This window comes from Myxococcus sp. AM009, from assembly GCF_013372605.1.
GTDB lineage: Bacteria > Myxococcota > Myxococcia > Myxococcales > Myxococcaceae > Myxococcus > Myxococcus vastator.
In genome coordinates, this window is record NZ_JABXEP010000132.1 from 1 (window position 1) to 23,451 (window position 23,451).

The 23,451-nt window shown below is 69.7% G+C and carries 21 protein-coding genes; 7 read left to right on the forward strand and 14 right to left on the reverse strand.

Annotated features, from left to right (window positions below; genetic code table 11):
• The 4 genes from HV824_RS26780 to rimP form a co-directional block, all read right to left on the reverse strand.
• The coding region (locus HV824_RS26780) for a translation initiation factor IF-2 N-terminal domain-containing protein (protein ID WP_176424555.1) at window positions 1-552 on the reverse strand (552 nt) is incomplete at its 3' end.
• A gap of 47 nt (window positions 553-599) precedes the next feature.
• Window positions 600-968, reverse strand: coding sequence for a YlxR family RNase P modulator (locus tag HV824_RS26785; RefSeq protein ID WP_176421512.1), 369 nt, complete (start codon window positions 966-968; stop codon window positions 600-602).
• A gap of 23 nt (window positions 969-991) precedes the next feature.
• Window positions 992-2,692 carry a transcription termination factor NusA gene (nusA, locus tag HV824_RS26790; RefSeq protein ID WP_176421511.1) on the reverse strand — a complete coding sequence of 567 codons (1,701 nt, stop codon included), beginning with the start codon at window positions 2,690-2,692 and terminating at the stop codon, window positions 992-994.
• Between the two features lie 62 nt (window positions 2,693-2,754).
• A complete protein-coding gene (gene rimP, locus HV824_RS26795; protein WP_163786821.1) occupies window positions 2,755-3,240 on the reverse strand; it encodes a ribosome maturation factor RimP in 486 nt (161 codons plus the stop codon).
• Between the two features lie 208 nt (window positions 3,241-3,448).
• Here rimP and HV824_RS26800 point away from each other — a divergent pair, with 208 nt between their 5' ends.
• From HV824_RS26800 to HV824_RS26825, 6 genes are all read left to right on the forward strand, one after another.
• Window positions 3,449-4,252 carry a carbon-nitrogen hydrolase family protein gene (locus tag HV824_RS26800; RefSeq protein ID WP_176421510.1) on the forward strand — a complete coding sequence of 268 codons (804 nt, stop codon included), beginning with the start codon at window positions 3,449-3,451 and terminating at the stop codon, window positions 4,250-4,252.
• Between the two features lie 93 nt (window positions 4,253-4,345).
• Entirely contained in the window at window positions 4,346-4,801 is a 456-nt protein-coding gene (locus HV824_RS26805; RefSeq protein ID WP_176421509.1) for a FecR family protein, read from the forward strand.
• Complete coding sequence (locus HV824_RS26810) at window positions 4,798-5,694, forward strand: LysM peptidoglycan-binding domain-containing protein (RefSeq protein ID WP_176424556.1); 897 nt, start codon at window positions 4,798-4,800, stop codon at window positions 5,692-5,694. The genes HV824_RS26805 and HV824_RS26810 overlap by 4 nt, the downstream gene beginning before the upstream one ends.
• 19 nt (window positions 5,695-5,713) lie before the next feature.
• On the forward strand, window positions 5,714-7,420 hold the full coding sequence (locus HV824_RS26815; protein ID WP_176420549.1) for an HD domain-containing phosphohydrolase: 1,707 nt from the start codon (window positions 5,714-5,716) through the stop codon (window positions 7,418-7,420).
• Window positions 7,421-7,475: 55 nt separating this feature from the next.
• Window positions 7,476-7,814: a DUF971 domain-containing protein gene (locus HV824_RS26820; RefSeq protein ID WP_176424557.1), complete on the forward strand. Its 339-nt coding sequence runs from the start codon at window positions 7,476-7,478 to the stop codon at window positions 7,812-7,814.
• Window positions 7,815-7,821: 7 nt separating this feature from the next.
• Entirely contained in the window at window positions 7,822-9,531 is a 1,710-nt protein-coding gene (locus HV824_RS26825) for a serine/threonine-protein kinase (RefSeq protein WP_176424558.1), read from the forward strand.
• 7 nt (window positions 9,532-9,538) lie between these two features.
• Here the strand turns inward: HV824_RS26825 and HV824_RS26830 are convergent, their stop codons facing one another.
• The 5 genes from HV824_RS26830 to HV824_RS26850 all read right to left on the reverse strand — a co-directional run bounded on the left by HV824_RS26830 (window position 9,539) and on the right by HV824_RS26850 (window position 13,184).
• Entirely contained in the window at window positions 9,539-10,060 is a 522-nt protein-coding gene (locus tag HV824_RS26830) for a ClpXP protease specificity-enhancing factor SspB (protein ID WP_176420552.1), read from the reverse strand.
• A gap of 33 nt (window positions 10,061-10,093) precedes the next feature.
• Window positions 10,094-10,582 carry an SsrA-binding protein SmpB gene (smpB, locus tag HV824_RS26835; protein ID WP_163783039.1) on the reverse strand — a complete coding sequence of 163 codons (489 nt, stop codon included), beginning with the start codon at window positions 10,580-10,582 and terminating at the stop codon, window positions 10,094-10,096.
• Complete coding sequence (gene panC, locus HV824_RS26840) at window positions 10,579-11,457, reverse strand: pantoate--beta-alanine ligase (RefSeq protein ID WP_176420553.1); 879 nt, start codon at window positions 11,455-11,457, stop codon at window positions 10,579-10,581. Before panC ends, smpB begins: the two co-directional genes overlap by 4 nt.
• A gap of 2 nt (window positions 11,458-11,459) precedes the next feature.
• Window positions 11,460-12,377, reverse strand: coding sequence for a 3-methyl-2-oxobutanoate hydroxymethyltransferase (gene panB, locus HV824_RS26845; RefSeq protein ID WP_176420554.1), 918 nt, complete (start codon window positions 12,375-12,377; stop codon window positions 11,460-11,462).
• A 162-nt stretch (window positions 12,378-12,539) separates the two neighbouring features.
• Window positions 12,540-13,184, reverse strand: coding sequence for a deoxynucleoside kinase (locus HV824_RS26850; RefSeq protein WP_163783036.1), 645 nt, complete (start codon window positions 13,182-13,184; stop codon window positions 12,540-12,542).
• Window positions 13,185-13,363: 179 nt separating this feature from the next.
• Between HV824_RS26850 and HV824_RS26855 the strand changes: the two genes are divergently transcribed.
• Window positions 13,364-13,642, forward strand: a complete 279-nt coding sequence (locus HV824_RS26855) for a hypothetical protein (protein WP_043710562.1) — start codon at window positions 13,364-13,366, stop codon at window positions 13,640-13,642.
• A 7-nt stretch (window positions 13,643-13,649) separates the two neighbouring features.
• On the opposite strand, the gene rsmA is transcribed toward HV824_RS26855, so the two are convergent.
• The 5 genes from rsmA to HV824_RS36935 all read right to left on the reverse strand — a co-directional run.
• Window positions 13,650-14,501, reverse strand: coding sequence for a 16S rRNA (adenine(1518)-N(6)/adenine(1519)-N(6))-dimethyltransferase RsmA (gene rsmA, locus HV824_RS26860; protein WP_176420555.1), 852 nt, complete (start codon window positions 14,499-14,501; stop codon window positions 13,650-13,652).
• A 14-nt stretch (window positions 14,502-14,515) separates the two neighbouring features.
• Window positions 14,516-15,511, reverse strand: a complete 996-nt coding sequence (gene tsaD / locus HV824_RS26865) for a tRNA (adenosine(37)-N6)-threonylcarbamoyltransferase complex transferase subunit TsaD (RefSeq protein WP_176420556.1) — start codon at window positions 15,509-15,511, stop codon at window positions 14,516-14,518.
• A gap of 49 nt (window positions 15,512-15,560) precedes the next feature.
• Window positions 15,561-18,296, reverse strand: a complete 2,736-nt coding sequence (locus HV824_RS26870) for a DUF4388 domain-containing protein (RefSeq protein ID WP_176424559.1) — start codon at window positions 18,294-18,296, stop codon at window positions 15,561-15,563.
• A gap of 199 nt (window positions 18,297-18,495) precedes the next feature.
• Complete coding sequence (locus HV824_RS38275) at window positions 18,496-22,923, reverse strand: DnaJ domain-containing protein (protein WP_368738110.1); 4,428 nt, start codon at window positions 22,921-22,923, stop codon at window positions 18,496-18,498.
• Window positions 22,815-23,451, reverse strand: a 637-nt coding sequence (locus HV824_RS36935) for a hypothetical protein (RefSeq protein ID WP_217917776.1), incomplete at its 5' end; no start/stop codon positions are given. The genes HV824_RS38275 and HV824_RS36935, both read right to left, overlap by 109 nt.

Sequence of the window (23,451 nt, forward strand, 5' to 3'; positions counted from 1 at the left end):
CGTCACGGCAGCACGGGGAGCCTCCACCGGGGCCTGAGGGGCCTCGGCGACCTGCGTGGGGGGCGTAGACGTGACGGCAGCTGGAGCCGCAGGCTCCGCGGCGGCGACCGGGGCCTCGACGTGCTGAGGCTCCGGGGCGCTCGGCGCCTCGACGGGCGCGCGGGGCGCTTCGACGGGCGGAGACGCCTGCACCGGCTCCTCGGCGGCGTACTCAGCCGCCATGGGCTCTTGCGCCGAGGTCGGCGGCTCATAGGCGGCTTCGGCGGACTGTGAAGCCTCGGCTCCGCTGTCCGCGGTCGCACCGGCGGGCGGACCCACCTTGCGGCGCACGACGAAGCCCTTCGCCGTCACGGGCGGCGTGGCCTGCTTCGGCTTGCGCTTGTCCAGAATCTTCTGGACGGCAGCGGTCGCCTGGTCGTCATCGAGAGACGACGAGTGGCTCTTGACGTCGTAACCGAGGCTCGACAGCTCGGTGACGACCTCCTTGTTGTCGAGCTCAATCCCGTGGCTCTTGAGTTCCTTGGCGATTTCGTGGACGCGCTTCTTCGACATATTGCCCTTGATGGCCTTCTGCTCCGCCGACTCCGGGGCGCAGCACCCTAGTCCAAACCCGAAAATGTGTGCGAGTGGTGACTAACACCCACTCTCCCCGCACCCCTCCGCTCACCGTCCCCCTGCTCCCATGCCTGTCCGAGCTGCGACGGGTCAACCTGGCCCGCCTTTCCGCGAAAGGCCCTACCAAACGCCTTCCGCTTCAGCGCTGCCGTCAGACAACCGGCACCGCACAGGTAGGCGCCCCGTCCTGGCAGCCGCCTCTTCCTGTCGACCTCGATGGCGCCTCCGGGGCCTATCACGAATCGGGTCAGTTCCGCCTGGAGTCGCCGCAACCCGCATCCGACGCACGTCCGGACCGGACCTGACCCCGCGTTCTGAACTTCCGGCCTGGGCCGGCCAGCCGGGCGCCGCACGTCCCCTCCCTTGCTCGCTTAGCTTACGGCGACTTGGTGGCTTCCGCGCCACCTTCAATTGTCGCCGTCATGGCGCCGCGCTCGGCATTCAGCTCCGCGCGCAGCTTGGCTTCCTCCACCAGGTAGTTCTCCGCCGCGCTCTTCAGCTGGCGGGCCTTCTTGATACCCACGCCCGGAACGTCGCCCAGCTTCGCCAGGTCCTTCTCATTGGCGATGTCCTCCACCGAGCGGTACCCGGCGAGGATGAGCTGCTCGATGGTCTTCTCACCGACGCCCCGCACGCGCGCCATGCGCTCGGGCTGACTGAGCTCGTCCGGATGCCGCCGCGCCTCCGCGATGCGGGCCTGCTCTCTTTCATAATCCATGCGCGACAGTTCCGCCTGATCCTCGACCATCCGGGTCCGGGCGGCTTCCTGCATGGAGGGGATGCGGTCCGGGTCGATGCCGGGCAGCTGCGCCAGCAGCTCCGCGTTGGCCTCGGCGATGTCCCGGGCCTGACGGAAGCCGTGCGCGTAGAGCGTCTCCACCAGCATCTCGTTGACGCCGGGCAGCGAGCCGAGCGAGCGGCCCGCGAACTCGCGCAGCTCCCGCACCCGGCTCTCGCTGTTGATGTCCAGCTTCCAGCCGGTCAGCTGGGCCGCCAGGCGGACGTTCTGGCCACGACGGCCAATGGCCAGGCTGAGCTGGTCGTCCGGGACGATGAGCTCCATGGCATGGTTGGCCTCGTCGATGATGACGCGGCTGACCTCCGCCGGGGCCAGCGCCGAGCACACGAAGCGGGCCGGGTCCTCGTCGAACGGGACGATGTCGATCTTCTCGCCGCGCAGCTCCTGCACCACCGCCTGCACGCGGCTGCCCTTCATGCCGACGCAGGCACCCACCGGGTCCACGTCCGAGTCCCGGCTGGACACGGCGATCTTCGCCCGGCCGCCCGGCTCACGGGCCGCCGCCTCGATGACGACGATGCCTTCGGCGATTTCCGGCACCTCCATCTCGAACAGCTTGGTGAGCAGGTTGACGGACGCGCGGCTGAGGACAATCTGGGGGCCCTTGGACTCCCGGAGCACGTCCAGCACGAAGGCCTGGACGCGGTCGCCGGGGCGGTACGTCTCACGCGGGACCTGCTCGCGCACCGGCAGCACGGCCTCGGCGCGGCCCAGGTCCACGACGATGTTGCCGCGCTCGAACCGGCGGGCGATGCCGGTGACGATTTCGTTCTTCCGGTCGCGGTACTCGTTGAAGACGTTCTCCCGCTCCGCGTCGCGCGTGCGCTGCAGGATGACCTGCTTGGCCGTCTGCGCGGCGATGCGCCCGAAGCCGCGGCGGAAGGTCTTCAGGCGGAGGATGTCACCGTACTGGTCGTCCTGGGCCTTGGCCTCGGCGGCGTCCTCGTCCCGGTAGAAGATCTGGAACACGAGCTCGTCGCCCGGCTCCACTTCCATGCCCTTCTTGTGGGCCTCGACCAGGGAGATCTGATTCACCGCCTGGACCGGGTCGACAATCTCCTCGACCACAGTGATGGCCTGGAACAGCTCCACGACGCCCTTGTCCGGGTCGTACTTCGCCTCAAGCTCGCGGTCCTGGCCAAAGTGCTTCTTGGCCGCGGTCTTCATCGCGTCTTCGAGCGTGGCAATCAGCACAGCCCGGTCGATGCCCTTGTCCTTGGCGACCTGGTCCAGGACAAGGTTGAGGTTGACACTCGGGTTGGCTTGCTGCGTGGGCATGGTCTTCTCCTAAAAGGGTCCACGGGCGCCCTCGCGCGGAGGGGCACCCTGTATGTCGACGTCTAGAACTGGAACTCCAGGTTCGCCTTGGCGATGTCCTTGAAGAGGATGTGGAAGGTTCCGGCCCCCTCCACCTCCACCGAGATTCCGTCGCCTGCCACCTCGGTCAGCGTGCCGGTGAAGTTCTTGCGCGGGGGCTCTCCCACCGGGCCGAACGTCTTCACCTTCACCTTCTCTCCCTTTACCCGCTCGAAGTGCGTCGGCTTCCGCAGCGGCCGGTCCACTCCGGGGCTGGAAACCTCCAGGCTGTACTCGTGGGGAATGAAGTCCTCCACGTCGAGCGACGGGTCCACCGCGCGCGACACCTGCGAGCACTCGTCCAGCCCTACGCGGCCACCCGGCTTGTCGATGAACAACCGGAGCACCCAGCCCTCGCGCTCCCGGAGGAACTCCAGGTCCACGAGCTCCAGGCCTTCACCCGCGACAATGGGCTCGAGCAGGGCCAAGGCCCGCTCCTCCACCGTCTGCTTGAGGTTCTTCTCCGACATGAGCGGGAAACCAGTCTCCAAAAACACGAAAAGCGGGCACGCGGCCCACTTTTCGAAGTGCTTCATCGAAAAATGTCGGGGGCGTCCGTAGCACACGCCCCGTCGGGGTGTAAAGGAAGGACGCACCCTCCTGCTCCCAGTGGAACGCGCCCAGCAGGGTGAGGAATTCCCAGGGGTTCCGGGACCCGACGGGGGTTATAACGCCCCCATGCAGCTCATCGCCGCCGCGCAGATGGTGTCCACCGCCGACAAGGCCCATAACCTGGAAGCCGCGACCCGGCTCATCCGGCGCGCCGCCGGGCTGGGTGCCCGGCTGGTGGGCCTGCCTGAGAATTTCTCCTGGATGGGGCCGGAGCCCGAGCGGCAGGACGCCGCGGAGGGGCTCGACGGTCCGACGCTGTCCCGGATGGCCAGCCTGGCCCGGGAGCTGAAAGTGACGCTGCTCGCCGGCAGCGTGCTGGAGACGGGCGCGCCGGGTGGGCGCCTCTACAACACCAGCGTCCTCTTCGGCCCCGGCGGCGAGCGGCTTGCCGTCTACCGGAAAATCCACCTCTTCGACGTCGAGGTGGGAGATGGTGCGACCTATCAGGAGTCCGCGGCGGTGGCGCCGGGCACGGACGTCGTCTCCGCGGAGACCGAGGTCGGCCGGCTGGGGCTGTCCGTCTGCTACGACCTGCGCTTCCCCGAGCTGTACCGGCGGCTGTCCCGCGAAGGCGCCACGCTGCTGGCGGTTCCGGCGGCCTTCACCCTCATGACGGGCAAGGACCACTGGGAAGTGCTCCTGCGGGCCCGCGCCATCGAGAACCAGGCGTACGTGCTGGCGCCCGCTCAGGGGGGACGGCACTCAGCCAACCGCGTCACCCATGGCCACGCCCTGGTGGTGGACCCGTGGGGGCTGGTGACGGCGCGGGCCTCCGAGGGCGAAGGGCTGGCGCTGGCGCCGGTGGACCCGGAGCTGCTAGCGCGCATCCGCCGCAACCTCCCCTGCCTGGAGCACCGCCGTTTGGACTAGCGTGTGCGTACCCGGGCCCGCCCCCTCGGGTCCACCTTCGATAGACTTCGGGCCCCCGGAACTCCTCTCGTGAACGGACGACACTGGCCTCCCATGCTGCTTGCGCTCGCGCTTTCGGCCCTCCCCGCCGCCGGCTGCACCGCCGATGAGCGCCCGTCCGCGCCCGATGCGGCAACGCGTCCGGCGGTGGCCACGCACCGCGCGCACCTGCGAGCCATGAAGGGCGGCGTCCAGATCAAGCGCGCCACGGCTGACGAGTGGAGCCCCGCCCTCGAGGGCCAGCCGCTCTACGAGAACGACAAGGTCCGCACCGAAGCGGGCGCCGGCACCGACATCGTCTTCGCCGCCAACGGCAGCACGGTGCACCTGGGTGGGGACTCGCTCATCAGCATCGCGGAGACGCGCACCCGCCCCGGCCAGCAGCGCACGGACCTCACCGTGCTGCGGGGCCGCATCGACGCGGAGCTGGAGAAGCCCGCCGCCCAGTCCCTGTCCGTCACCACGCCGTCCGCCACCATCCAGGCGGGAAGGGAGATTGTCTTCCAATGAAGGCGGCACTCCTCCTCCTCACATGGCTGGGCACGACCCCCCCGGGCACCGTGGTGGTGGGCCCCAACGAGTCCCTGCGCCAGGTGGCCCAGCGCACCCTCGGTGACGCGCGCGCGGTGCAGGAGCTGCGCGCCCTCAACGGACTGACGTCGGATGACGTGGCGGCGGGGACCCGGCTGAAGGTGCCCGGCCACGAGCGCGTGCTGGCCCAGAAGGCGCTGGAGACCGCGCGCACGCTGGTGGCCAGCGCAAAGGACGCGAGCGTGCCCCCGGAGGCCTCCGCCCGGCTGAAGGACGCGGAGGGCCATTTCCGCGAGGCGCGCTACAGACAGGCCTCCGCGGAGGCCAATGCCGTGGGGAAGCTGGTGGCGGCGGAGCGCTCGCCGCAGTCCTCCGCGTTCTCCGTGGAAGTGGGCGACGGCGACAGCACCACCGTCACCGTGAAGCAGGGCCCGCCGGTGCGCGTGGAGGCAGAGGGCGTCACCCAGCCCGTCACCAAGGGCGAGTCCATCCGGGTGGAGAAGGGCCGCCCGCCCCCCGCGCCCCTTCCGCCGCTGGTGGCCCCCAGCCTCGGGCAACCCGAAGACGCGGCGCGCCTGAAGCGGCGCCCGGACCGGGACGGACACCTGGGCCCGGTGAAGCTGACCTGGGAGGCGGTGCGAGGCGCGGAACGTTATGAGGTCGAGGTGTCGCGCGCACAGGAGCAACGCGCCGCCTTCACCCAGACAGTCACCCGCCTGGAGGCGAAGCTGCCAGTGCTGCCCGCGGGAAGCTACCGGTGGACGGTGCGCGCGGTGGGCCCCGCGGGCCCGTCCGAGCCCAGCACGCCCAGGCACTTCGAGCTGGTGCCCGAGCGCCTCAAGCTCGAAGTGAAGAAGGGCCAGTGGCAGTAACCCCTGGAGGAGCCACCCCGTGCGCCTGTTCAAAGCCATCCTCCTGTTGATGCTGGTGGTGGGCGTCGTCCCCACGCTGATGGTGGGGTGGCTCTCCGTCTCCCATACCCGGGAGCTCCTGGTACGCGACGCCCAGGAACTGGCGCAGGAGCGCGTGAAGCAGCTGCGCCTCAAGGCCGAAATCTTCCTGGGCGAGCCCACCGACGCGGTGCTGGGCCTGGCCCGCGTGCCCGGCTTCTTCGGCCTGCCCCTGGAAGCGCAGCAGACGCACCTGGCCTCGGTGCTCAACCAACGGCGCGACGTGCTGGCGCTCACCGTGTTCGACGCCGACCGCCAGCGGCTCCCGGGACTCCAGGCCTTCTCCAAGCACGATGTCCCGCCCACCGCGCTGGCCGGCCATGAGGGACGCGCGCGCGCGCTGCTCGAGAACCTCGAGGGCGTGCGCTACGCGGACGTGGTGGAGGACCCGCAGGGCAGCGAGCCGGTGCTGACGTTGGCGTTCCCCGTGGGCGAGCCTGTCCGCGGGTACATCGCGGCGGACCTGTCCCTGGCCGACCTGCGGAAGATGCTGGAGCAGGAGCGCGTGGGCAGTACCGGCTTCGCCTATCTGGCGGACCGGCACGGGCACCTCGTGGCGGGTGGTGGTGGCGTCGCCGGCCTGGGCGAGGACGTGGCGCGGCGCGGCCCGGTGGCGCACCTGCTGAAGCAGTTGGTGGGCAAGTCGGACATGGAGCTGTTCCACGTCGGCAACTTCGGCGAGGGCCGGGACGCGGTGGTGGCCGCGTACACGGTGCTGCCCGAGACGGGTTGGGCCATCGTCTCCGAGCAACCCGTGGAGCACGCCTACCGCCAGGTGGACACCATGGAGCAGCGCATCCTCCTGGGCCTGGGGGCGGCCATCCTGGTGGCGGTGGTGCTGGCGGCGCTCTTCTCGCGGAACCTCACCCGGCCGCTCAAGGGCTTCATCAGCGGCGCGCTGGAGCTGGCGCACGGCAAGTTCGGCGTCGAGGTGGACATCAAGCAGAAGAACGAGCTGGGCGAGCTGGCGCAGACGTTCAACTACATGAGCAAGCAGTTGCTCGCGTACGACATGGAGAACCGCGGCCTCTACGAGAGCCTGGAGAAGGGCTACCTGGAGACCATCGTCGCGCTGGCGAACTCCATCGATTCAAAGGACGCGTACACCCGCGGCCACAGCCAGCGCGTGGGCGACGTCTCCGTGCAGATTGGCCGGGAGCTGAAGCTCACCGAGCGCGAGCTGCGGCAACTGCAGTACGGCGGCATCCTCCATGACATCGGGAAGATTGGCATCGTGGAGTCCATCCTCTGCAAGCAGACGCGGCTGACGGACCAGGAGATGGCCATCATGCGCGAGCACCCCGCCATCGGAGACGCCATCATCGGGCCCGTGAGCTTCCTGGGCGCGGTGCGCGCGTGCGTCCGCCACCACCATGAGCGCTGGGACGGCACCGGCTATCCGGACAAGCTCAAGGGCGAGGACATTCCCCTGCTGGCCCGCATCGTCGCGTGCGCGGACACCTTCGACGCCTGCACCTCCACCCGCCCATACCAGAAGGCCATGCCGCTGGAGAAGGCCATGGAAATCCTCGACAACCTCTGCGGCGCCCAGCTGGACCCGAAGGTCGTCCAGGCCCTGAAGCAGGTGCTGGCGCAGCAGGGCGTGCGGCTGGAAGGTCACCGGCTGCCCGTGAAGCTCGCCTCCTGACAGCCGAAGGATGGTAGGGAGGGCCAAGACTGTTGAGACTCTGGAAGGTGGAACGTTGAGCTTCTGGGACCGCATCAAGCCCGCCCCCCAAGCCGTCACCGCGACGGACGCACAGCTGTCCTCGGATGGCGCGCGCCTGGACCTGACGTGGGACGACGGGGTGAAGACGGGCGCCGCGGCGCAGGTGCTGCGCCAGCAGTGCCCTTGCGCCGCGTGCGTGGACGAATGGACGAACAAGCGGACGCTGGACCCGTCAAAGGTCCCCGCCGACCTGCGCATCAAGCAGGTGCAGCCCGTGGGCAACTACGCGCTGGCCTTCAGCTTCAGCGACGGCCACACCACCGGCATCTACCCCTGGCAACTGCTGCGCGACGTCACCCAGCCCGCCGCCTGAGCGCCTCGTGAACGAACGCTACCGGCTGGTCCGTCCGCTGGCCTCTGGAGGCATGGCGGAGCTCTTCCTCGGCGTCGCGCTCGGCGCGGAGGGCTTCGAGCGGCCGGTGGCCATCAAGCGGGTGCTGCCCCACCTGGCGCGCGAGCCGGAAATCGCGCGCATGTTCCTGGCCGAGGCCCGGCTGGCCACGCTGCTGCAGCACCAGAACATCGCCACCGTCTACGACGTGGGCCAGGGCCCCGAAGGGCTCTTCCTGGTGATGGAGTTGGTGGACGGATGGGATTTGGGCGTGCTGCTGCGCACGGCCGCGCGCCGGGGCGTGCGCTTCCCTCCGAACCTGGCCGCCTTCATCGTCCATCAGGCCCTGGCGGGGCTCGGCCATGCCTACCGGAAGGTGCATGACGGGCAGCCGGTGATGGTGGCCCACCGCGACGTGTCACCCTCCAACATCCTGGTGTCGCGCGAGGGCGAGGTGAAGCTGACGGACTTCGGCATCGCGCGGATGGCCGGCCCGGCCCACACCGCGCCCGGTGTCTTCCGAGGGAAGGAGGCCTACACCGCGCCCGAGGTGCTGCAAGGCGCGCCCGCCACCGCCGCCAGCGACCAGTTCTCCCTGGGCATCGTGCTCCATGAGCTGCTCACGGGGCGGCATCCGTTCCACACCGAGAAGGACGCGAGCGCGGTGGCCCATGCCATCCTGACGCGGCCGGTGGAGCCACCGCCAGGTGTCCCCGCGCCACTGGCGGGCGCCGTCATGCGCATGCTGGCGCGTGCGCCCCAGGAGCGCTTCCATTCGCCAGAGTCACTGGCGGAAGGCTTCGCCCGGTGGCTGGCACAGGCCGGCGAGCCCGCGACGTCTCAGGCGCTGGCCGCGTTCCTTCGCGGGCTGGGCTTGCCGCCGCCCCTGAGTGAACAGGCAGGGTCCTCCGAGCGCCCTGTGACGCGGACACCGGCTGACGCGGGCTCGTTGGCGATGGCCGTGCCTGCGCCGTCGCCGGCCGAGGCCGCTGCGATGGAAGAAGCGCCGCTCTCCATGCCGGGCGGCGCGGCGCTCAGCGTCAGTGGGCGGCTGGTGCATCGCTGCCCACGATGCAGCCACGTGCTCTCCTCGGCCCATGCACGGTGCTCACACTGCGCGATGTGGCCTGATGCCGCGACTGGCGCGGCGACAACACCTCGCACGCCCACCGCTCCAGGCGCCTTCGCTCCGTCCGCGGGCCTCGAGCTCACCGCGCAGCAGACGCTCGCGGAGAGCGTCCCCCAGACACACGTCACGCCGGGCGCGAAGAGCGTGCTCCACACCGACGCGGACGCACTGGAGCTGGCGGAGCGCCCGCCCTCGCCTGAGAGCGACTGGCCCGACGAGGCCGCCCTCCTCCGACGCTCGCGCCTGAAACGGGCACTGGGGCTGCTGCTCGTCGCGCTGCTGGTGGGCACCGGCATCTGGCTGTGGCCCCAGCGCTCCACCCTGCTCATCCGGGTGATGTCAGCGACGGGGCTTCGCCTGTCGGCCCCGATGCTGCGCGTCGACAGCGACCCGCCTGGCGCCACCGTCTGGGTCCGGGACGCGGAGTTGGGAACGACGCCGCTGCTGCTCGAGAACCGCTATCCGGCGGGACGCGTCCCCATCCAGGTCCGGCGCAAAGGCCACCGCACGTGGAAGGGGACGTTCTCCGGCGGCGAGGCCGCTCACATCCAGGCGAAGCTGAGGCGCTGAGCGCGCCTCACTTCACCAGGCGCAGATGGCCGCGCCGCGGTGGCGGTGGCTCGTCCGGCGGTCCATCCGAGGGTGGAACGTCGGCGGGAGGCTCATCGCGCCGCTCGCCCTGCACTTCCCGGAGGAAGGTGCGCGGACGCTCCGCGGCCACCGGCATGGGGGCCACGGGCAGGGGCTGCGCCGGACGTGACGCGGCCGTCTGCTGGAGCAGCTCCGGCGGCATGTCCTCCGGGTACATCCAGAACTCCTTCGTCACGTGGCTGGCGATGGCAAACAACGCCGACCACGGCACCGCGATGGTGAAGCGCGAGCCAGAGAAGCTCAGCGTGGAGCGAACGCCCCACTCACCCACCGTCAGGTCCGGTGGGTCGAACCTGTAGGAGAGATTCAGGCGCAGGTGCGCCTCCGTCTTGACGGAGGCTGGGACGAGCACGCCCGGACGACGCGCGTCCAGGTGAATCATCACCATGCCCTGGTCGAGCGCGGCCAGCAGCCGCTCTTTCTTGTCGGGAACCTTCTTGTCGTCCATCGATGTACGGCGAAAGAACTTCGGGCGCCCCTCTCAACGTCGGCGCATCGCCCGGTCCATCTCCCGCTTCGTCTCCCGCTCCTTGATGTCGTGGCGCCGGTCCTCGTGCGTCTTGCCCCGGCAGAGCCCCAGCTCCACCTTGGCACGGCCCTTCCTGAAGTACAGCACAAGCGGGATGATGGAATACCCCCGCTCACGCACCTTCGCCGTCCAACGGTCGATTTCTCCTCGGTGCATCAACAACTTGCGGCCCCGAGTGGGAAGGTGGTCGAAGAAGCTCGCCGCCTTGTAGGAGCCGATGTTCGCGTTGAGCAGGAAGAGCTCGTCCCCCTTGGGGAGCGCGTAGGCGTCCGACAGATTGGCGATTCCGTCTCGCAGTGACTTCACCTCGCTTCCCGTGAGCGACAGCCCGGCCTCCAGCTTTTCGTCGACCGTGTAGTCGAACCGCGCACGACGGTTTTCCGCGATGACTCTCACGCCGGGCTCGCTGCCCACTCCCTTTGACTTCCCTCCGGATGTCATACGCGCCCCGCGTTCTCCTCACCACCCAACTGCATGTTGTCGATGAGGCGCGTCGTGCCACTGAAAGCCGCGACGAGCAACCGGGCAGGCTGCCCGGGCGCCACCGCGACCAGGGGCGTCAGCCGCTCCGCATCCACCAGTTCCACGTAGTCTTCCCGGAGCCCCGCCGCTTCCAATTCGCGCCGGACGGCCGCCACCAGGGGCCCCGACTCCCGCGTGCCCTCGCGCACCAGCGCCTGGGCGGCCTTGAGCCCCCGGGACAGGGCCAGCGCCCGCTGCCGCTCCTCGGGGGACAAGTAGGCATTCCGGCTGCTCATCGCCAGGCCGTCCGGCTCGCGCACCGTTGGCATGCCGACGATGTCCGCGCCCAGGTGCAAGTCCTGGTTGAGGGCCCGGATGACCTGGAGCTGCTGGTAGTCCTTCTCCCCGAAGAGCGCCACCTCCGGGCGGAACAGCGCCAGCAGCTTGGTGACGACGGTGGCCACGCCGCGGAAGTGCCCCGGACGCCGGGCCCCGCACAGGCCCTGGCTGACGTCCGTCACCTCCACGAACGTCTGATAGCCCTGGGGGTACATCACCTCCGGGCCCGCGGGCGCGAAGATGACCTGCGCGCCCGCGCGGATGCACTTGGCGACGTCACCCTCGAAGTCCCGGGGGTAGCGGGACAAGTCCTCCCGCGGCCCGAACTGCGTGGGGTTCACGAAGATGGACACGGCCACCACGTCCGCGCGGCGCAGCCCCTCGCGAATGAGCGAGAGGTGTCCTTCATGCAGGAAGCCCATGGTGGGCACCAGCGCGAGCCGGCGCCCTTCCCGGCGCAGCCCCGCCGTCCAGTCCTTCACGTCCGCAACGGTTTTCAGGACGGCGGGAGCCATGACTAGGCGGGTCTCCCGTAGACGGGGCCCAGCTTCTCGCCACCCTCGGCGGGCGCGGATGGCTCCACCCGGGCCGCCGGAGCCGGAGCCCCCGCCGCCAGCCGGATGTTCTTGTTCGCCTTGAAGGAGTGCTCCTCGTCCGGGAACGCGCCCTTGCGGACCTCGGCGAAGTAGGCGCCCGCGGCCTCTGTAATCGAGCCGTGGAGGTCGGCGAAGCGCTTCACGAACTTCGGCTTGAAGTCCGGGTTCATGCCCAGCAGGTCGTAGCAGACGAGCACCTGGCCATCACAGTCCACGCCGGCGCCGATGCCGATGGTGGGGATGGACAGGCTCTGCGTCACGGTGCGCGCCAGGTCCATGGGCACGCCTTCCAGCACCAGCGCGTAGGCCCCGGCCTGCTCCAGCGCCAGCGCATCGTCCAGAATCTGCCGCGCCTGGTCCTCGCCACGGCCCTGGACGACATAGCCGCCCATCTTGTGGACGGACTGCGGCGTCAGCCCCAGGTGTCCCATGACGGGGATGCTCGCGCGGACGATGGCCCGCACCGTGTCCGCGAACTCGGCGCCGCCCTCCAGCTTGATGCTGCCCGCGCCGCCTTCCGCCACCAGGCGGCCCGCGTTGCGGACCGCCTCCTGCGTCGACACCTGGTAGCTCATGAAGGGCAGGTCGGCCACGACGTGCGCCCGGCGCGCGCCACGGGTGACCGCGGCCGTGTGGTAGACCATCTGGTCCATCGTCACCGGCAGCGTGGAGTCATGCCCCTGGATGACCATGCCCAGCGAGTCACCCACCAGCAGCACGTCCGCACCTGCTTCCTCCAGGATGTGGGCGAACGTCGCGTCGTAGGCGGTGACCATGCAGATCTTCTGACCGATCTGCTTGAAGCGCTTCAGCGTGTGGATGGTGACCTTGTCCTTCACGGTTCACCTCCTATGGCTACGGGTTGAACGGCCTGACGGGCCCATTCGCGCCTCGCCGTCCCCACGGGGATCGCCGGGAGCCCTGGGCCCGCCACCGCACTCTAACGCCCCCGCGCCTGCCGTGGGGCATTGAAGGCGGCCGTCCCACCAGGAGCCTGACTTTCAGCCCCGGCGGGAAGCCTTCGGAACGTAATGCTGCGTGCCCGGCTTCGCCTTCCGGATGGTGGCAAGCAGGTCTTCCCTGTCTGCTTCGACATTCACGAAGTCGATATCCGAGGTGTCCACGACGAGGAGCGGCGTGTCCGTGTAGTGGAAGAAGAAGTTGTTGTAGGAGTGGACGAGCCCCTCCAGGTACGTGGGGTCGAACTTGCGCTCGAACTCCCGGCCGCGCTTCTTGATGCGGTGCAGGAGCACGTCCAGGCGGGCCTGGAGGTAGATGACCAGGTCCGGCTTGGCCACGCGGGGCCCGAGCGCCTCGAAGACGCGCTCGTACAGCGCCAGCTCGTGCGCGTCCAGGTTGAGGTGCGCGAAGATGCGGTCCTTGGCGAACAGGTAGTCGCTGACCGTCATCGAGCTGAAGAGGTCCTGCTGGAACAGCTCCTGCTGCTGCCGGAAGCGCGACAGGAGGAAGAAGACCTGCGTCTGGAACGCGAACTTCTGCCGGTCCGTGTAGAAGCTGGAGAGGAAGGGGTTCTCCTCCACGACTTCGAGGATGCGCCGTCCCGCCAGACGCTCCGCCAGGATGTTGGAGAGGCTCGTCTTGCCCACGCCAATGGGCCCTTCCACCACGATATACCGGTAGTCCATCCGCCCGAGGCCTCCCGCCCGCAGAATGCGCGTTGAGACCGCGCGCGCGGGCGGATAACACAACACGGCCGCTGGAATCCGGCAATTTTCCACGAGGGGCCTGCCTCCCTTGACGCTCCGGGACGCATCCCCTACGGTCCGCGCGACTTCATGGCGTGTGCGCGGGGTGGTCTCCGGACATGAGCGGCAGACACAGGGCGAAGACAGTGGTGCGGCTGGAAGAGGCCCGCCAGAGCACGCCCACCCAGCGAGCGCCCACACCTCCCGTGGAGCCGGATCCGCTCTACGGCGTGGTGCTGCTCAAGACGGCCATGGAGCTGAAGCGCCGGCAGGACGGCACCGTGGAGGACATCCTCCGCGGCGTGCTCGCCCGGATGCGCATCCCCGAAGCGGAGTTCTTCGCCTACCTGGAGCAGCAAGGCGGCCTGCTCCAGGCGCTGGGCATGCGCGGACGCTAGCGGCGCCCTACTCCGCGGGCGTGGGCGGGGCCGCCTTCACGGGGCCGAGCGCGCGCTCGATGGCGGCGAACTCCTCGGGCGCCAGCGTCTCCGCGCGGCGCTGCGGCTCCACCCCCGCGGATTCCAGGGCGGCGAGGAGCGTCTCCGCCGTCCCCAGCGTCGGGTCCGACTTGATGGAGTTGATGAGCGTCTTGCGCCGGTGCGCGAAGGACGCCTTCACCACGCGGGTGAAGCGGGCCTCGTCGATGATGGGGGCGCGCGGCGACTTGCGGCGGGTGAGCCGCAGCACCGCGGAGTCCACCTTCGGCGGCGGATGGAAGCGCCAGGCCTCCAGCGTGAGGACGTTGTCCGCGTCGTAGTGCATGCCTAGCAGCACCGTCAGCAGGCCATAGTCACGGTTGCCGGGCTCCGCGGCGAGCCGCACCACGACTTCCTTCTGGAGCGTGAAGACGGCGCGCGAGACGTGGGCCCGCTGCTCCAGCACGCGGAAGAGAATGGGGCTGGTGAGGTGGTACGGGAGGTTGCCCGCCACCGCGACGTCAGGCGCATTGGCCACCTGGGCGAAGTCCACCGTGGCCGCGTTGCCGGACACCACGCGCACGCCGGGGATGGCCTCCTTCTCCAGCACCATCACCATGTCCCGGTCCCGCTCCACGGCGGTGACGCGGGCCCCGGTGGCGGCCAGGAAGCGCGTGAGGTGGCCCAGGCCCGGGCCCAGCTCCACCACCGGCTCATCCGCGCGCAGGTTCAGCGCGTCGGCGATGGCCTCCAGCGCGTCCTCGTCTCCGAGGAAGTTCTGTCCCCAGCTGTACTTGGCGCGCAGGCCATGCCGCTTGAGGATGTCTCTTGGCGATTCCACCCGTCTGCTCCCCTCTACATGCGCCAGGCCGGGTCGGCGGCGAGGCGGAAATCTCCGCGCAGGCCGCGGCGGTACGCCTCATACCCCGCCACCGCGATCATGGCGCCATTGTCCGTGCACAGACGCACCGGAGGCAGGAACATGCTCAGCCCCCGCTCCTCGGCCCGCGACTGACAGAGCGCCCGCAGCCGCGAGTTCGCCGCCACACCACCGCACAGCACCAGCTGCTGGTGGCCCAGCCGGCGCGCGGCGGCCACCAGCTTCTTCGACAGCACGTCCGCCACGGCCTCCTGGAAGGACGCGCACAGGTCCGCCAGCGCCTGGCCCTGCGGCACGCCGTGCTTCTGCACGTGGTGCAGCACCGCCGTCTTCAGGCCGGAGAAGGACACGTCGAAGTTGTCGCCCGGCAGCGCGCGCGGGAAGCGGATGGCGTCCGGGCTCCCCTGCTGCGCCAGCTGGTCGATGGGCTGCCCGCCCGGATACGGCAGCCCCAGGATGCGCGCGGTCTTGTCGTACGCCTCGCCGGCCGCGTCGTCGCGCGTGCTGCCCACCAGCCGGTACTGCCCGTAGGCCTGCACTTCGTAGAGGCTGGTGTGCCCACCGGAGACGACGAGCCCGAGGAACGGCGGCTCCGGCGCCACCTCCAGCAGCCGGATGGCCAGCAGGTGGCCCTCCAGGTGGTTGGCGCCCACGAAGGGCTTGCCCGTCGCAAGGCTCAGGCCCTTGGCCACCTGCACGCCCACCAGCAGCGCGCCGATGAGGCCGGGGCCGGACGTGACGGCGATGAGGTCCACGTCGTCGAGCGTCTTGTTCGCCCGAGTCAGCGCTTCGTGGACGACGGGCAGCACCTGGACGATGTGGTTGCGGCTGGCCAGCTCCGGCACCACCCCGCCCCACCGCCGGTGGATGTCCACCTGCGTGGAGACGACATCCGACAGCGCGCGGCGGCCGTCCTCCACGACGGCGGCGGCGGTCTCATCACACGAGGTTTCCAGTCCTAGGACGAGCAAGGCGGCTCACTTCTCAAGGGGCCAATAAAGGAAGTGGGGCCGCCTCCGCTCAGTTGCCCAGCCCCCTGAGCAACGTGCGGACCTCTTCGGCGGAAGCCCCCGTCGGTTCCAGCAACAAGTACTGCTTGTAGGCGTCGGCCGCCTGGGAATTCTTGCCGGTGAACTGTAGCGCCATGCCCAGCGACAGCCAGGCACGGGCGTTGGAGGCCTCTTCCTTGACGACCTCCTGCAGCAGCTTGGCTGCCTCGCGGTAGGCACCGTCCGTGGTGAAGCCGTTCACCAGCGCGATGCCCAGGCCCGCCTTCGCCTCCGTGGCCGTCGGCTTGAGCGCCAGCGCCTTGCGGTAGCTCCCCGCCGCCGACCGGTGCCGCTGGCCGACGACGGCCGCCCTCGCCTGCTTCACCAGCGTGGCGAACTCCACCTCCGGGTCCACGGCGGGCGCCGGCGGAGTGGCGGGCTCGGGCGGCTTCGGCGCCTCGGCGATGGCCGCGCCCGCATCCGGCGTGACGGCGGGCGGTTCGGGCGGAGCCTCGGGGGCCTTGGCCGTGGCGTCCTCGGGCGGTGGCGCCTTCTCCGGGGGCGGCGTCTGCTGGGCGTCGCCGTTCGAGGGCGCCTGCGTCTCCACCACGGGAGGCTTCGACGGAGGCGCCTGCGACGGACCGCTGCCCGTCCCCGCTACGACGGCCGCGACCGCGCCGATGAGGACCACCGCCGCGCCGATGATGAGCCCGGTGCGCTTGGGACGGCCCGCGCTGGCCACGGCTGCGTCACTGCCGTGCGTGGCCGCCGCCGGCTTCCTTTCGGCCGACTGAACGGAAAAAGAGGGCTTCGCGGGCGCAGCCGGGGCGGCGTCCGCGGGCTTCGAGGAGGCAGCCGGGTCGGCGTCCGCGGGCGTCACGGGCGCGGCGGTGGCGGGCTCGGAGGGCGGCGCCTCCACGGCAGGCGGGGCCGACACCGGGGATGCGAGAACCGGGTCGACCGTGCTGGCCAGCGGCGCGCTGGGCGTGGGCGGCTCGGCGGGCAGCTCGGGCACGCCGTGGCCCGGATAGGGCGGCAGCGCGAGCTGGGGCGTGGCGGGGACCTCTTCGGCCACGAGCTCCGCGTCGTCCTGCACCGAGGGGTTGGGCGGCGTCACGTAGCCGCTGCCACTCACCAGCGTCACCTCGGATGACGGCGGTGCCGGTGTCGGCGGAGGCACGGGCGGAAACGGATTGGGTGCCACGGCCGCGCCACCGAAGATGGGCGCACGCGGCGCGGGCTCGACGGCGGGCGCGCTCGCGGCGAAGGAGGCGGCGGCGGCGCCCTGGCCCCGCGGCGTGTGCGACCAGCCAGAGCCCGGCCCCCACGTGGTGGGCGCGCTGATGCCCTCGGTGTCCACCCGGCTCCAGTCCAGCAGCAAGCTGCGACGCGCGTGCTCCACGGCGCGATGTGCCGGCGGCGGCTCGACCAGGAACGCCGAGCCCTCCTGCGCGGGGACCTCCGGAACCGGCTCGGTCACCGGAACTTCAGGCGTGTACTCGGGCGTGTCCGAACGCTTGGGCCGCGCGAGGAAGACGACCACGTTGGCGGGCTGCGCAGGCGTGGCGGGCGCCTGCGACGCGGCCGGCTCGTCGTCCACGCCCGCGGGAGGCGCGAGCACGCTCTGCGGCATGGACCGCGGCGAAGGCTCCGGCGCGGCGGCCACGGGCTCGGGGGCGGCTTCGGGCACCGCGGCTTCGGGAACGGGCTGCGGCGGGCTCTCCGGCGTGGGAGGCGCGGGCTCCACGGTCGCGCTGGCGGGCGGCGCCGTGTTGAGCCACTGCTCGATGCCAGGCTTGCTGCTCTGCACCGGCTCCTGCGGCGCGTTGCCCAGCTCGCGGATGAGGCCCTCGAAGTACAGCTTGCTGATGATGCCCAGCGCGGCCAGGTCCTCGAAGTCCGAGTCCTCCACCACGCGGCTCAACGCGCGCTTGCCGTCGAAGAGCCGCAGCAGGCCGTTCACCTCGTCCGGAATCTCCGACAGGCGGTCGGCGAGCTGGTGGTAGTCGATCTCGAACACCGTCTCGAGCGGCGGCAGCTGCTCGAGCATGCGGCCCCACTCGTCGAGGCGGCGCATGCCCTCCATCAGCAGGCCCTGCGTGGAGATCTCGATGCGCTCCGGACGGTCCAGCGCGCTGAACTGCACCTCGAACTGGCCCTCGAAGGTGTTCAGCATCCGGTAGAAGGCGTTCTCGCCCTTGAGCCGTCCCAGCTCCGCGTCGATGACGCGTCCGTCCTTGAAGTAGACGGTGCCGGTGCGCTCGCCCTGGATGTTGATGAGGCCTGTCTTGCGGCCAATCTCGAACGTCTGCACCAGGTCCACCACGCCCATGTCGGCGAGGCTGCCGGCGAAACCACCCTTCGTCGTCTCCCGCTTCTCGATCCGCTCCTTCTCCGCCTTCTGGAGAATCATCTTCACGCGGGTGACGATCTCTTTGATGTAGATCGGCTTGGTCAGGTAGTCGTCACCGCCAAGCTCCAGGCCGCGCACCTTGAACTCGACCGACTTCTGACTCGTCAGGAAGACGAACGGGATGAACTTGAAGCGCTCGTCGGACTTGAGCGTCTTGCACAGCTCGAAGCCGTCCATCTCCGGCATCTTCGTGTCCGCGAGCACGAGGTCCGGAGGGCTGATCTGGACCTTCTCGAGCGCATCCTTGCCGTGAATGGCCGTCGTCACGGAGAAGCCAGCCTTCTTCAGGCTGACCTCCATGACCCGGAGGCTCTTCGCGTCACCATCGACCAGGAGCAGGTGCTGCTTGGCCACGTTCCATGCCTTTCGTCACTGCAGACGGCCCAGGGAGCCTGACGCGGGAGCATCCTGCCCGCTTTCCAGGCGTGTCAATGGCTGGGGCCGGTGGGGAACCTGCCTGGCCTCCTGCTGGACAGGCGGCGCGAGACAGGTGCGGGGGAGAGTCAAATCGGGCCGGGCTGAAGCACCCGTACCCCGTGTGAGGCCTGCCGCGTCAGCGGAAAAAGCCTCCCTTCTTCGGAGGGTTCTTCTTGCGCATGTCGATGAGCCGCAGTTCCTGGTTGGCCTCCAGGTGCTTGGGGTTGGCGCGCACGGCCTCGCGGAAGCAGCGCTCCGCGCGGTCCATGTCGCCTTCGACCCGGGCGATGACGCCGAGCTGGTAGTGCGCCCGATCACAATTCGGGTCGGCGCGCACCACGTCCGCCATCATCTGCTTGGCCTTGGCCATGTCCGCCTTGCGCGCCGGATCCATGTAGATGGCCCAGGCCCGCGCGGCCAGGTACTGGGGCTTGGGCTCCAGCGCATGGGCGCGCTCGTAGTGGTCGGAGGCCGTCGTGAAGTCACGCTTGCGGAAGAAGACCTCGCCCATCTTGTAGAGGTCGTCGGCGCTGCTGTCGGCGCGGCCCTGCGGGCGGAGGACCGGAGCGGTCGGCGCGGACGCGGGCTGCTTGGGCAGGGCCTGCTGGGCCTGGAGGTTCTGCTGGTACGTCTTGCGCCGCGTGTCGTCGTAGAGGACCTCGTAGGCCTCGCGGATGGCCTCGAACACGGCGGTGATCTTCGACGCCATGTGCGGCAGCGACGGCGGCAGGCGGTCCGGATGGAAGATCTTGGCCAGGTTGAGGAAGGCGGTCTTCACCTGGTCGCGCGTGGCGTCCTGGGGAACGCCGAGCACGTAGAAGTGGTCTCGCCTGGCCTGGATGTCCGCGAAGCGCTGCTCGAGCTGCTGGGCCAGGCGGGCCTCGTCGGGCTTGGGAGGCTCGGAGGCCGCGGGTACCGGGGCGGCGGGTTCGCTCGTGGGCGCGGGCGCGGCGCCCGGTGCGGCGGGCGGGCGCCCACCGAGGACACCCATGTTCTCCATGGCGCGGCGCAAGAGACGCTGCCGCCGGAGCTTCGCTGCCTCGTCGGGATTGGAGGGATCTGCCGCCACGTCGTCCTCGTCAAAGTCCCAGTCGTCCAGGTCTCCGGACGGCTCGTCCCAGTCAGTCTGGCCAGTTGGCCATGAGTTGTCACCGGGGAAGGCCCCCGATGAATCCGGTGCTACCGGTTCGATGGTCGCTTCGACAATGGCCTCGACAGGGGGCTCGTCGAAATCGACGTTCGCCTGATTGACATCCGAGCGGACGAGCGACTCCAGGTGCGTATCAACCTGGAGGAGCGCGGCCTCGAAGGACGCCGTCAGGTTGTCGGCACCCTCGTCCTTGTCGAAGGCGACGATGCGCCAGAGGTCCTCGTCACCTGTCTTGGGCGCGGCCGGGCGCGGCGCGGGCGCGGGCGGTTGGGTGGCCCAGCTGGCATCGTCCTCTTCGTCGGGGGTCGCCTCCAGCAGGATGTCCGCTTCGTCTTCCGCGACAGGCGTGAGGACCGGAGGGTCGCCCGCGGAGGGGCGTGTCGCTGGCGCGGGCAGGGGCTCGGCGACGGCCCAGAGTTCGGGCTCGGGTTCGACTTCCAGCAGCGGGAGCTCCGACTCGGTGTCGGACGCGGCGCTGAGGGAGATGGATTCGGTGTGCCACTGCTCGTCCTGGACGGGGACGCGGTCCTGTGTCCGCGTGGGCGGCGTGGGCTGGGGGGGCTCGTCCGCGAGCCATGGCTCAAGCGGCTGGGACTTCGAGCGGCGCAGGGCTTCCTCCATGTCGTGGAGGAGCTCGGCCTGGGCCTTCTGCCGGGCGGCGCGCAGGGCGTCCGCGCTTTCTGCCAGAGCGGCCAGGTCCAGGTCGGATGCACCAGCGTTCGGGACGGAGTCCGCCTCGGAAGGCTGAGCGGGAAGCTCGGTGAGCAGGATGTCGCCCACATCGAGCGTGAGGGCCTCGACGTCCTCGGCCGCGAGTTCGGGGATGGAGGCGGACTGCGTGGGCGCTTCGGCGAGACTGGCTTCGTCTGACTGACGGGTCTGTTCGGCGGCGCGCGCTTCCTTGTCGCGACGGACGGCATCGGCGAGGCGGCGTTCGCCTTCCAGGCGGGCGTCTTCGGCCTCGCGGCCCGCTGCTTCGACGCGCGCGACCTCGGCGAGACGGGCCTCCTCCGCGGCCCAGATCTCCTCCGCACGGCGGGCTTCTCTCGCCAGCCGGGCGGACTCCGCGAGACGGCGCTCCTCGATGAGGCGGGCTTCTTCGGCCAGACGTTCCGCCTCAAGCCGAGCTTCTTCCGCGAGACGGGCCTCCGCAGCAAGACGCTCCGCCTCTTCCGCGAGGCGCTCTGCCTCGATCCGAGCGGCCTCCGCACGCTGCGTCTCTTCGGCGAGACGGGCCTCCTCTTCGAAGCGCGCTTCTTCCGCGAGGCGGGCTTCTTCCGCGAGGCGGGCTTCTTCCGCGAGGCGACGCTCTTCTTCGAGACGAGCCTCTTCCGCGAGGCGACGCTCTTCTTCGAGACGAGCCTCTTCCGCGAGGCGACGCTCTTCTTCGAGGCGAGCCTCTTCCGCGAGGCGACGCTCTTCTTCGAGGCGAGCCTCCTCCGCAAGTCGAACCTCTTCCGCGAGGCGACGCTCTTCTTCGAGGCGAGCCTCCTCCGCAAGTCGAGCCTCTTCCGCGAGGCGACGCTCTTCTTCGAGGCGCGCTTCTTCGGCGAAACGCTCTTCTTCAGCTACGCGAGCCTCTTCCGCCAGACGACGCTCTTCTTCGAGTCGAGCCTCTTCAGCGAGGCGGGCCTCTTCAGCGAGGCGGGCCTCTTCAGCCAAGCGACGCTCTTCTTCGGCTACGCGAGCCTCTTCCGCCAGACGACGCTCTTCTTCGAGTCGAGCCTCTTCAGCCAAGCGACGCTCTTCTTCGAGTCGAGCCTCTTCATCCAAGCGACGCTCTTCTTCGAGTCGAGCCTCTTCGGCGAGACGAGCCTCCTCCGCGACCCGAGCCTCTTCAGCGAGGCGGCGTTCTTCTTCGAGCCGCGCCTCTTCAGCCAAGCGCGCTTCTTCGGCAAGGCGTTCTGCCTCAAGCCGCGCCTCTTCAGCCAAGCGCGCTTCTTCCGCCACACGGCGCTCTTCTTCGAGCCGCGCCTCTTCAGCCAAGCGCGCTTCTTCGGCAAGGCGTTCTGCCTCAAGCCGCGCCTCTTCAGCCAAGCGCGCTTCTTCCGCCACACGGCGCTCTTCTTCGAGCCGCGCCTCTTCAGCCAAGCGCGCTTCTTCGGCAAGGCGTTCTGCCTCAAGCCGCGCCTCTTCAGCCAAGCGCGCTTCTTCCGCCACACGGCGCTCTTCTTCGAGCCGCGCCTCTTCAGCCAAGCGCGCTTCTTCGGCAAGGCGTTCTGCCTCAAGCCGCGCCTCTTCAGCCAAGCGCGCTTCTTCCGCCACACGGCGCTCTTCTTCGAGCCGCGCCTCTTCAGCCAAGCGCGCTTCTTCGGCCACACGGCGCTCTTCTTCGAGCCGCGCCTCTTCAGCGAGCCGCGCCTCTTCAGCGAGCCGCGCCTCTTCAGCCAAGCGAGCTTCTTCGGCCACACGGCGCTCTTCTTCGAGCCGCGCCTCTTCTTCGAGCCGCGCCTCTTCAGCGAGCCGCGCCTCTTCAGCGAGCCGCGCCTCTTCAGCCAAGCGAGCTTCTTCGGCGAGGCGCGCCGCCTCAAGAAGAGCCGCTTCTGCCAGACGCGATTCCTCCGCCAGACGCTCCGCCTCTAGCCGGGACTCTTCCGCTAGACGGCGCTCTTCTTCGAGCCGAGCCTCCTCAGCGAGGCGACGCTCCTCTTCAAGCCGTGCCGCTTCTGCAATCCGCGCTTCTTCCGCAAGACGCGCCTCTTCGGCAATGCGTTCTGCCTCAAGCCGAGCCTCTTCCGCGAGCCGGGCCTCTTCCGCTAGACGGCGCTCTTCTTCGAGCCGCGCCTCTTCAGCGAGGCGAGCTTCTTCGGCGAGACGGAACTCTTCAGCTAGGCGCTCCGCCTCAAGCCGAGCCTCCTCCGCAAGACGCACCTCTTCCGCAATGCGTTCCGCCTCAAGCCGGGCTTCCTCTTCGAGCCGAGCCTCTTCAGCAAGGCGCTCTGCCTCTCGCCGAGCTTCCTCGGCGAGACGAGCCTCTTCCGCGAGGCGAGCCTCCTCCGCCAAGCGACGCTCTTCTTCGAGCCGCGCTTCGTCCGCCAACCGAGCCTCTTCAGCGAGCCGGGCCTCTTCAGCGAGCCGGGCCTCTTCAGCGAGCCGGGCCTCTTCGGCCAGACGCCGCTCTTCTTCGAGGCGGGCCTCTTCAGCCAGCCGAGCCTCCTCAGCCAGCCGAGCTTCCTCAGCCAGCCGAGCCTCCTCAGCCAGCCGAGCCTCCTCAGCCAGCCGAGCCTCTTCGGCGACCCGCGCCGCTTCAGCCACACGACGCTCTTCTTCGAGTCGGGCTTCTTCCGCGAGCCGAGCCTCCTCAGCTAGCCGAGCAGCTTCCGCGAGGCGTGCTGCCTCAATCCGAGCTTCTTCAGCCAAGCGCGCTTCTTCAGCGAGCCGAGCCTCTTCAGCCAAGCGCGCTTCTTCCGCCACACGGCGCTCTTCTTCGAGCCGGGCCTCCTCCGCAAGCCGCTCTTCTTCGAGCCGAGCCTCCTCCGCAAGTCGAGCCTCCTCGGCAAGCCGCTCCGCTTCGAGCCGAGCCTCCTCCGCAAGTCGAGCCTCCTCGGCAAGCCGCTCCGCTTCGAGCCGAGCCTCCTCCGCAAGTCGAGCCTCCTCGGCAAGCCGCTCCGCTTCGAGCCGAGCCTCCTCCGCAAGTCGAGCCTCCTCGGCAAGCCGCTCCGCTTCGAGCCGAGCCTCCTCCGCAAGTCGAGCCTCCTCGGCAAGCCGCTCCGCTTCGAGCCGAGCCTCCTCCGCAAGTCGAGCCTCCTCGGCAAGCCGCTCCGCTTCGAGCCGAGCCTCCTCCGCAAGTCGAGCCTCCTCGGCAAGCCGCTCCGCTTCGAGCCGAGCCTCCTCCGCAAGTCGAGCCTCCTCGGCAAGCCGCTCCGCTTCGAGCCGAGCCTCCTCCGCAAGTCGAGCCTCCTCGGCAAGCCGCTCCGCTTCGAGCCGAGCCTCCTCCGCAAG

Bases quoted from the DNA above. Each gene is read 5' to 3' on its own strand.
- panC (WP_176420553.1), bottom strand. From the start codon at position 11,457: ATGGCTCCCGCCGTCCTGAAAACCGTTGCGGACGTGAAGGACTGGACG.
- HV824_RS26810 (WP_176424556.1), top strand. From the start codon at position 4,798: ATGAAGGCGGCACTCCTCCTCCTCACATGGCTGGGCACGACCCCCCCG.
- HV824_RS26800 (WP_176421510.1), top strand. From the start codon at position 3,449: ATGCAGCTCATCGCCGCCGCGCAGATGGTGTCCACCGCCGACAAGGCC.
- smpB (WP_163783039.1), bottom strand. From the start codon at position 10,582: ATGACATCCGGAGGGAAGTCAAAGGGAGTGGGCAGCGAGCCCGGCGTG.
- HV824_RS26830 (WP_176420552.1), bottom strand. From the start codon at position 10,060: ATGGACGACAAGAAGGTTCCCGACAAGAAAGAGCGGCTGCTGGCCGCG.
- HV824_RS26805 (WP_176421509.1), top strand. From the start codon at position 4,346: ATGCTGCTTGCGCTCGCGCTTTCGGCCCTCCCCGCCGCCGGCTGCACC.
- HV824_RS26850 (WP_163783036.1), bottom strand. From the start codon at position 13,184: ATGGACTACCGGTATATCGTGGTGGAAGGGCCCATTGGCGTGGGCAAG.
- rimP (WP_163786821.1), bottom strand. From the start codon at position 3,240: ATGTCGGAGAAGAACCTCAAGCAGACGGTGGAGGAGCGGGCCTTGGCC.
- HV824_RS26855 (WP_043710562.1), top strand. From the start codon at position 13,364: ATGAGCGGCAGACACAGGGCGAAGACAGTGGTGCGGCTGGAAGAGGCC.
- nusA (WP_176421511.1), bottom strand. From the start codon at position 2,692: ATGCCCACGCAGCAAGCCAACCCGAGTGTCAACCTCAACCTTGTCCTG.